5 protein-coding genes are annotated in these 9,650 nt (G+C 34.9%); 3 read left to right on the top strand and 2 right to left on the bottom strand.

Translation table 11 applies throughout. The features are described from left to right. Together F6K54_RS33035 and F6K54_RS33030 are read right to left on the bottom strand one after the other, a co-directional pair. Positions 1 to 4,353 (bottom strand): PAS domain-containing protein (locus F6K54_RS33035; RefSeq protein ID WP_293087528.1); only part of this gene is annotated, 4,353 nt, incomplete at its 3' end. A gap of 717 nt (positions 4,354 to 5,070) precedes the next feature. After that, complete coding sequence (locus F6K54_RS33030; RefSeq protein ID WP_293087525.1) at positions 5,071 to 5,202, bottom strand: hypothetical protein; 132 nt, start codon at positions 5,200 to 5,202, stop codon at positions 5,071 to 5,073. A gap of 147 nt (positions 5,203 to 5,349) precedes the next feature. On the opposite strand from F6K54_RS33030, the gene F6K54_RS33025 reads away from it, so the two are divergent. The 3 genes from F6K54_RS33025 to F6K54_RS33015 all read left to right on the top strand — a co-directional run bounded on the left by F6K54_RS33025 (position 5,350) and on the right by F6K54_RS33015 (position 9,199). Then, the gene (locus F6K54_RS33025; protein WP_293087522.1) at positions 5,350 to 6,147 is read left to right on the top strand and encodes a MotA/TolQ/ExbB proton channel family protein; all 798 of its coding nucleotides are present in this window, start codon (positions 5,350 to 5,352) and stop codon (positions 6,145 to 6,147) included. Between the two features lie 419 nt (positions 6,148 to 6,566). Continuing rightward, the gene (locus F6K54_RS33020) at positions 6,567 to 7,124 is read left to right on the top strand and encodes a biopolymer transporter ExbD (RefSeq protein ID WP_293087519.1); all 558 of its coding nucleotides are present in this window, start codon (positions 6,567 to 6,569) and stop codon (positions 7,122 to 7,124) included. A 254-nt stretch (positions 7,125 to 7,378) separates the two neighbouring features. Further along, the gene (locus F6K54_RS33015; RefSeq protein ID WP_293087516.1) at positions 7,379 to 9,199 is read left to right on the top strand and encodes an ATP-binding protein; all 1,821 of its coding nucleotides are present in this window, start codon (positions 7,379 to 7,381) and stop codon (positions 9,197 to 9,199) included. Positions 9,200 to 9,650 lie beyond the last annotated feature (451 nt).

The following is a 9,650-nucleotide window of genomic DNA, read 5'->3' as shown; positions in this document are numbered from 1 at the left end:
GAAAATTTCTGCCTTGCTGAGATAAGTAAACATTAACAAGGGCAAAGATAACGAATTCTTTTGCGGGGCATTTTGTTCAGTTTCCAACTTCCGAATCTTTCTCGCTAATGTCAACCCATCCATATCTGAAAGATTCATCGCAATAATCCCTAGATCAAAATCTCTTTTCTGGTTCAACAAACTCAAAGCTGTTGTACCAGAATCAGCAATTATAGGTATCATTTCCCATGAATTAACTTGTTGTTTGATTACATCTTGATTAATAGGATGACTTTCAACAACTAATATTTTTTTACCTTTTAATAAACTATCAATTTCTTCAGAATAAGGAACTCTAATTGCTTTTGTTTGAATTGTAAAATAAAAGGTTGAACCTCTATAAGCTTTTTCCGGCTTAACAAAATAAGGAGGTGGAGAACCTGCTATATTTACTAGAGATTCAGCAGTATTTGAATTAGCCAAATTTATATCAGTTTCTAGGTTATTAATTCTGCCATTATTGTTAATTTTAGACTTAGTATTTTGCCTATTTTCTTCTTTCAATTCATCTGTTTCTTTCCACTGAGAAACCACCCACATTTTACCGCCCATCATTTCACTTAAACGTTGACTAATGGCTAATCCTAAACCTGTACCGCCATATTGTCTGCTTGTAGAAGCATCTACTTGGGAAAAAGCTTTAAATAAACGGTCCATTCTGCCGGGAGGAATACCAATACCTGTATCTTTCACAGCAAACTGAATTTCATAAGTACCTGTAATTTTACTAGGAACTTCACCGTTAGATATTTCTTCATAATTTATATCTTCTAATTGATCGTTTTGACTAACTTTTCTAGCAGTTACAGAAACAACAACTTCTCCTTTCTCTGTAAATTTCAAAGCATTTCCTAGCAAGTTAACCAACACTTGACGCAGCCTCGTCACATCTCCCACAATTACTCCCGGTACAGAACTATCAATTAAACAAGCAAGCTCTAAATGTTTATGTGCTGCCCTTGGTGCTAATAATTCTAACGCCTCTTCAACACAGTTTCTAATATCCAAAGAACTTTGTTCTAATTCCAACTTACCAGATTCTATCTTAGTAAAATCAAGAATATCATTAATAATAGTTAAAAGCGCATCTCCACTGGTACGAATAGTCTCCACAAAATCTCGTTGTTCTGTCGTTAATTCCATATCTAATAGCAAACTTGTCATCCCAATTACACCATTCATTGGAGTCCGAATTTCATGACTCATCATTGCCAGAAATTCACTCTTGGCACGGTTTGCTACTTCCGCTGCTTCTCTAGCTTGTTCCAAAGCCTGATTTTGAGCTTCTAACTGTTGTGTGTGAGTAACTTCTGACTCTAATATTTTCGCCTGAGCTAATGTTAACCCCACCTGAGATGCCACATCTTCTAATAAGTCTATTTCATCCTTAGTCCACTGACGCATATAATCACATTGATGCAAATTAATAATACCATTTGGCTGTCCTTGATAAGAAGTACGAACTGCCAACATTGATCTAACATTTAGCCTCCGATACATCGGTGCAGATGATTTTAATAAAGGATCTGAAAATATATCTGGAGTAGCGATCGCTTTATCTTCTGATAATAACTTTTCTGTATGAGAATTGTAAGTAACTACAATATCTAAATCTAAAGTTGATTCGTAACCAGTTTCCAAATATTCAGCAACACAAGGGAGGTGGGGATAAGGTTCGCAAAGATAATTATGAATTGAACAACGGTTAACTCCAAATACTCGCCCAATTTGAGTAGCAGTAGTCTGAAAAATTTCTTGAGTATCTAACCTAGAGCGAATTTCTTGAGTAATTTGTTTGAGCAATAAAATGTGCTGATATTTTTTCTGTAAACCTTCTATAGCATCTTGTCGCAATAGTTCGCCACCGATATAAGTCGCCATTAACTTTAAAACTTCTGTATCTGTTGAAGTCCATTTATTTTTTGGTAAACGACTGGTAAAACTGAGAGTGCCATAAATTCTTCCTGAAACAAAAATTTTCGTGCCAAGATAAGATTCTACGCGACGCACAGTATATGCTGGATGATGTCGCCACTGGGAATCTTTAGCAGATGCGATTGCTAGAGGTTCATTAGAGCGCAACACTTCCCGATCAAATGTCTGATCGAGAGCAAAAGCATCTCCTTTAGCTATTCCAAATAGAAAATCTTCTGGTAAGTGAGCTGCAATAACCTCATAACGTTCTCCTAAAACTTTTCCTAATAGTCCTATATCCATGCCAAACCGACGGCATCCCATCTCTAATAATGCAACTATTTTGCTTTCAAAAGAGTTATCTGCGTTAGTAGTGACTTCATAGAGTTCTCTAATTGCTTTCTCATTAGCTTGCAAATTTTCTTGGGTTGCTATCCTCGCAGAAATATCGCTGAGTGTACTTACCATACCAGTAACATTGCCTTTTTTATCGGTTACCAATGTACTCTTCATTTCTACTGAACAATAATTATCACTTTTGGTTAACCACTTCAATTGATAGCAACCTTCCACTAATTTTTGATTACTAGCAACCAACCCTATATTTTCATTTTCTTGGGTATTCTCTGCTGAAGAATTTAATTTTTTTCTATCTCTTGGATGAATGAACTCTAAATAATTTCTACCTAAGCTATTTTCACAAGTAAATCCTGTAATTTTTGTCCATGCTTCATTTAAGAATATTAAATTACCTGTAGCATCAGTTTTCAAAACTATCTCTTGAATATTATTAATTATTTCCGTGTACTGCTGTACTTGAGATTTTAGTTTGATTTCTGTTTCTTTAGAGTCAGTAATATCTATCAAACTTCCCACCATTCTCACTGGTGTTCCCGATTTCCATAATGCTTTTCCTCTATCTAGAACCCAAATAAAACTACTATCTTTGCGCTTAATGCGATATTCTATTCGGTAGGAGAGAGATTTTTTGGTTAAATGTTCTTGAACTGCCGCACTAACTTTATCAATATCTTTTGGATGAATTCTATTTAGCCATTCATCAATTTTATGGGAAATTTCATCATCTCTGTACCCTAACATTTTTTTCCATTGAAATGAGTAAAATATTTCATTTGTTTTGAGATCCCAATCCCAAATACCATCTTTATTTCCTTCAACTGCTATAACTTTACTTTCTTCTATTTTGAGATGATTTTTTTCTAAATTTTCCCGTTCTATAGCAGATTGTTTGAATTTTTCATCTATTTTTTGCAGTTGAATAGATGTTTTTTCTATATAATTATGAAAGCGAATTAATGATTGATATAATGATTTAGGTAAAAGTATTTGTTGAATTATTTTTGTAGTAGTAATAATATTAGTTGTCTTGCCTGTGGGAGTTTGTACAATTAGAGGCAGTAAATAATAATTTTTTTTCATTAAACCTAAAGCTACTTCTAGACTTGCCTGAGAACGTACTAGAACTGGCAAAGTGTTACAAACTGTCTCAGCTTTAGTTTGATTAAAATCTATTTTTAATGCTTGTAGTTGTACTATATCTCTACTACTAATTGTCCCTAATATCTTAGTTAATTTCTGATTTTGATATGGATTTTCTTTGGTTTCAGTAACCAGAATATAACTAATATTATGGGTAAACATTAGTTGGGTAATTTGCCGAACTGAAAAAGAAGATGAAGCTTTAATAATTTGAGATTCGGAGATTTGTTCTAATTGATTAATTTGGATTAAGTTAGCTGGTAAAGTTAAGGATGAGTCAGAGGTTATTTTTGTTGCATTATTGTGAGCTTCTAACTCTTGTTCTTGGGATATTACCTTAGCGCCATTTTGATTAATAGATGCCTCATCTTGACTATTGGCTATTAAACTTTGACCTTTGTTATTTGTCTGAGGCCGATCAAAAATTAAACTACGGGCAGTCACCAGGCCAATAAGCTCTTCTGACTCATCAACGATCGGCAAATGGCTAATTTGATGTTTTTCTAGTATTGCCAAAAGAGTAAAGATATCCGGAATTTCCGATAGTCGCGCTGTTATTATAGATCTAATCATAATTTGAGCAATCGGAAAGCCACTGAGGGAAGCACTGATAGAGACTAACTGTACTAAATCTCGCTCAGTAAATATACCAATGATTGGCCCTAAAGATTGTAGTTTTGTATCTTGAAATTTGAAGCCATTACTTTGGTTTTGAGATTCTGTAGTGCGATCGCTTTCTTGAGATGTTTTTACAACATTAGAAGAAGACGATGATTCTACAATTAACACACAACTTGCACCCGTAAGACTCATAGAAGTAATTACATCTTCTACAGGAGTTTCTGGTGTAGCTCTAAAGGGATTATAATTAATGGCCTGACTGATGGAGGGGATAAACATTTTAGATGACTCTGATGATGTTTTAGCAAAAATATAACAATGTAGAATTTTCTACCGAATAATCCAAGTTTGAAGGTTTACTTTTATCTGACTTACATAACTGTTCTGTCATACTTACCTCTTATTTCCATTTATTTGCCAAAATAATTTTTAACTGATGCTAATTTCTACATTTTGCAGCTATTTATTATCAAAATAACATGGTTCTAAAACCCCGCCTTTTAAGGCGCAATATTTTTGGAGCGAAGCTCAAATCCCCTACTTCCCCTCCTGGCTCCCCTCCTGGGAGGGGCGGGGGTGGGTTGGGTTAGGGTTGTGTTAACTTCTGACTTCTGACTTCGTTAAAGCCAGGGACTTTAAAACTCTATTAACAATTTGCAAATTTCCAAAGTAATACTTCAGAAATTAATCATAGAGGTTTAAAGCCTAGTTTCTCCAGGATAATTCTTGTAAAACTCAAAACCAAATAAATTACAATGCAGAAATGATGAATTTATCTAAATTTTTGCACCAGTGAGTTTTGACTTATTTCTGAAAAATATCTACCGTACACCCTGTAATCAACTTCTCTTGTGGACAAATTATCAACTATAGTACTTATAATTAAGCTGGCAATTTATAGCTTAAATTAATTATGCTGAAGATTAATGCTGATAAAATATGCAAAAGTTTCAAACTTTTAGATTTAATTAATTATATCATTTAATTTATATTTTGTCAATCTATAATTCTCAAAGCATTACCGAAAAATTGTGGTTGAAAGCCTCCTATTTGAAGAGGATAAAAGCGATCGATGGATGGCGAAGAAACCTTGCCATATCCAACCACCAAGAGAAGAAAAATTTTCATGATTAGTCAATCCTCATTCTTTTAAAAGAGAGGTAATTCTAAATTCTAAATTCTAAATTCTAAATTCTTGAAAGTTCTAAGGAACTTAAAAACAAAGTAAATAGACAAATAATTGTAATTAGTTGAAACTACAGGAGCAAATACACTGTGACCTTTGAAGAGCTGATTGAGAAAGGAGGCCCTGCGATGTGGCCCCTGTTAGTTTTATCAATCCTGTCCCTTAGTACCATAATAGACCGCCTATGGTTCTGGACAAATCTATTGATTAAAGAAAAACAAACTGTTAACCGAGTATTAGAAGCCGCACGTCGTGACTGGAGTATCGCGACAGAAATGGCTAGACGCACACTAAAACAACCTATTGGTCGTTTTCTCTATGCTCCTCTGCGATTACAAAATCCGGAACCTGAAGTCTTTAAATTGGCACTAGAAGCTTCTGCCGATGATGAGTTGGCCTCAATGCGCAAAGGAGATAAATTGCTGGAAGGGGTGATTGCTTTGGCCCCGATGTTGGGCTTACTGGGTACTGTTTTAGGTCTTATTGGCTCCCTTGGCTCGATTCGCCTTGGGGACTTGGGCACTTCTTCAACTGCGGGGGTGACAGTTGGTATTGGCGAAGCTTTAATTAGTACTGCTGCTGGTTTAGTAGTAGCTATTGTTAGTTTAGTATTTTATCGATTATTTCAAAGTTTGTTATTTAATCAAATGAAGGTGTTTAGGAAATCTGGTAATGAATTAGAATTACTCTACCGACAATATTGGCAACAGACATCTTTAAATACTTTAAATAAATACAATTCATCAGATAATAATACTTATTTTCCTCCTACATGGAACCAGAATTCTCAGAGTATTTCAGATTCTTTAGAAAAGAATACAAAACCAACAGATTCTCCAGCAGAAAAGGATATTGATAGAACTTCAGATGAGCCAGATAATAATTAATAATTAATAATTAATAATTAATAATTGATTTCAGAATTTCCGGCAATTATCTCCCAAATTATATTCTCAATTAGAAATGGCTACAAACCTTTATTTTCATCATTATTGAGAATGAAGACTATTAAATTGCTGAGTTAGTCATTTTCGGACTTCTCTCTATAACTGAGTTTGAGATACCAGAATTCTTAAGTGCTGATATAGCAATGTGCACTGGCATATTTACAAATTACAAGAACTGTCCAATAGCTAAAAGTCTCATATTACTAATATTATCAGTTTTTTATTCCCCTCCTGGGAGGGGGAGGGGCGAGGGGTGGGTTCCCTATTCCCTGTTCCCTGTTCCCTATTCCCTATTCCCTATTCCCTATTCCCTATTCCCTGTTCCCTCTAATAGTAACTTTTCTCCAAACAAAAAAACAATGAAACTTAATCAAGAATCTGCTGCTGAAGAAGTTAGAATTGAATTAATACCTCTAATTGATGTAATATTCTGCATTCTAACTTTCTTCCTTTTAGCCGCTTTACAACTAACTCGTCAACAGGCAATTAATGTTGACTTACCAAAAGCTAGCACGGGTAAACCTCAATCACAAGATATGTTACTTGTAAGTGTGAATGAGGTGGGAAAAACTTTTATTGAACAACAAGCTGTAAATGCAGTTGAACTCGAAAAATTTGTGCGGAGATATCATCAAGTTAATCCTCGTGGAGTCGTTGTATTATATGCTCCGAAAGAAGCAAGATACAATGATGTTGTGCAAGTTCTAGATTTATTGCGAGAAGTAGGAGGCGATCGCGTAGCTCTAGCAACTTTACCAGGCGCACCTCAAACAGGTGCTGGTGCTACTAACAATAATAATACTGAAGAGTCAGTTACTCCCCCTGAGTCTGAGTCCAAAAAACAACCCACTCCAGCAAGGACAGTCAACCCTAATGAATTTCAGTTACCTACTGCTCCTGAGTCATCTACAGATTGAGTATTTTCATAGACGAGTTTTGCTCCGCAATATAAAAAGCGTATCTCGCAACCCAACAGATACAAACTTTTCGTTTGTAGTTTTGCTCTAGCCCTTACAATACTTAACTTAAGACTTCTCCAGAAAAGAGCGAGTAGGAAGTAGGGAGTAGGGAGAAATAATTGATAATTTCTGTACGATAATTGATTTTATTTTTTATTATTGGAGATGTCTAATATATTTGCATAATTGTACTTAATTTGATTTGATTAGTTATGGAATTAGGAGATATTCGTGAGCAGCTTCGCAACCTCAATGAGATGAGTCAGACTCTAATGAAATGTGAGAGTGTTGCAGATGCTGTGCAAAAAGCGTTAGTTGAAGTTCGTCGCAAATTAGGCGCTCAAGTTGCATCCATATTCTTATTTTCCCAAGAAGGAGTCATTAGACGAGTAGGAATTAATGGTGTTGACGCTCAAGGAGAGCCAATTGGTAACGACTGGCTTTCTGATGAACATTACAAACCTGGAGATAGCTTTTCGGGAAAAGCGGTACCATCAACAGGATTAGAATCGGCTTTTGGTGAACCCCATTATTCTAATAATATTTTAAAAGAATATCGGGATATGCGTTATGGAGCTTTCTACGAAAATAAGTTAGGAAATCTCAGATGCGGTATTTCAGTTCCTCTTAACAGTTTAAATAGAACTTTTGGCATCCTTGAAGTACTCAACAGTAAGGCTCCAGATAGCTTTAGCAATGATGATATTTACTGGTTAATGCTTATTGGCGCGAATCTTACCAATTATATTTCAACTTTTAGAAGGAGAGAAAAACAAAAGTTAGTTAATCATATAATTGAGAATTTTATCTCTCTGGCAGTTATAGACAAAAATTTCGATCTCAAAGAAGTTTACCAGTTTATGGCGGATGCATTAGTTGGTAATCTGCCTCAATTTCCAGATATTATGACATTTCAAGCTTGCATTATACGTATTAGCGAAAGTGAAGATTTAGAAATTAAAGCTAAATCTCATACTAATAAGATTTCTTGGAGTGGAAGAAAAAACGAATCGATAAGAGCAGGTAGTCAAATTGTTGGAAAAGTTTATCAAACTAATAAACCCTGTTTTATTGTAGATATTGATTCTGAAATAGATAAATTTAATAACAAAGATTGGATAAGAGATAATAATTTAAAATCCTTTTCTTGCCTGCCTCTTGCCATAGAACATAAATGTTTGGGAACCATTTCAGTTTATACTAAGTATCCCTACTATTTTTTCGACAGTAATAAGGCTTTTTTAGAAAGTATAGCCTTTCTAACAGCAGCAATTATAGAAAGAGTTCGTATTTTTAATGAATTACGAAAAGTGCGCAGAGAACTGCGTTTTGAAAAAGAAAAGGTTTTAAATGCTTCTCTTCTAGTTGGATATGATTCATTGCTAGGAGGTTTTTTACATCAATATAAAAATGAACTTATAGATTTTTACCAAACTCTGGAAAGACTTTCAGATAAAAGCAGTAAAAATCAGCGAGACAAAGATTTACTACTTCAGAATAAATTGCGCTGGATTAGAGAACGACTTAGTGAAATCAACACCCAATTCAAAAAAAATGAATCTGTTCCTGTGAATATCAACAAACTTGTGTATAATGCTGTAAGACTCATTTTATCTGAAGAGGAAATTAAAGTAGATCCAAATTATCAAGATGGAATTCCAATTATTTATATTGATGAAAATAAAATTAAAAGTGTTATTTGTAACTTGCTGTCAAATGCATTAGCTGCAATTAGTAAATCTAATCGGAAAAACGGTAAGATATCAGTTATAACTGATGTTATTACATTAGACCAGATACAGTACATTCAGGTATCTATTGAAGATAATGGTATTGGAATTCCTAATGAGAATCGTGAAAAGATTTTTGAGCAGCAGTTTACAACCCGTAAGGATGAAGGAGGAACAGGAATGGGCTTATATATTACTCGTGAGATATTAAAAGATTATGGAGGTAAAATTTTTTTTGAGTCAAAAGTAGGTAAAGGAACGAAGTTTTTTGTGCAAATTCCGATGAAACGCTATATGATATGATATAATTATCAAAATAATATGGCCATAACTTACGCACTGACAATAAATGTAGGGTTTTACTCAGTTATGCTACCGCTAACACACCCTAGTGGCGTGTCAAGCTGAAAATGGTGTATTAGCCTGCCTAGGTAAGAAATTATCACCACAGACCATCAGGCGATATAGCTGCCGCCACCATCCTCCGCCAACGCTAAAAATTGACAGTCACAAACAAGCGATATAGCTGCCGCCACCATCCTCCGCCAACGCTAAAAATTGACAGTCACAAACAAGCGATATAGCTGCCGCCACCATCCTCCGCCAACGCTAAAAATTGATAGTCACAAACAAGCGATATAGCTGCCGCCACCATCCTCCGCCAACGCTAAAAATTGATAGTCACAAACAAGTGTTAAGAGTTTTAGTGTTCCACAGTTTCAAAAACAGGATAAAGATGCTTCAATTTAATTCG

This window comes from Okeania sp. SIO3B5, from assembly GCF_010692555.1.
GTDB lineage: Bacteria > Cyanobacteriota > Cyanobacteriia > Cyanobacteriales > Microcoleaceae > Okeania.
The sequence above is the reverse complement of the archived record's forward strand: the minus strand, read 5'-3'. Positions and strand labels throughout refer to the sequence as shown.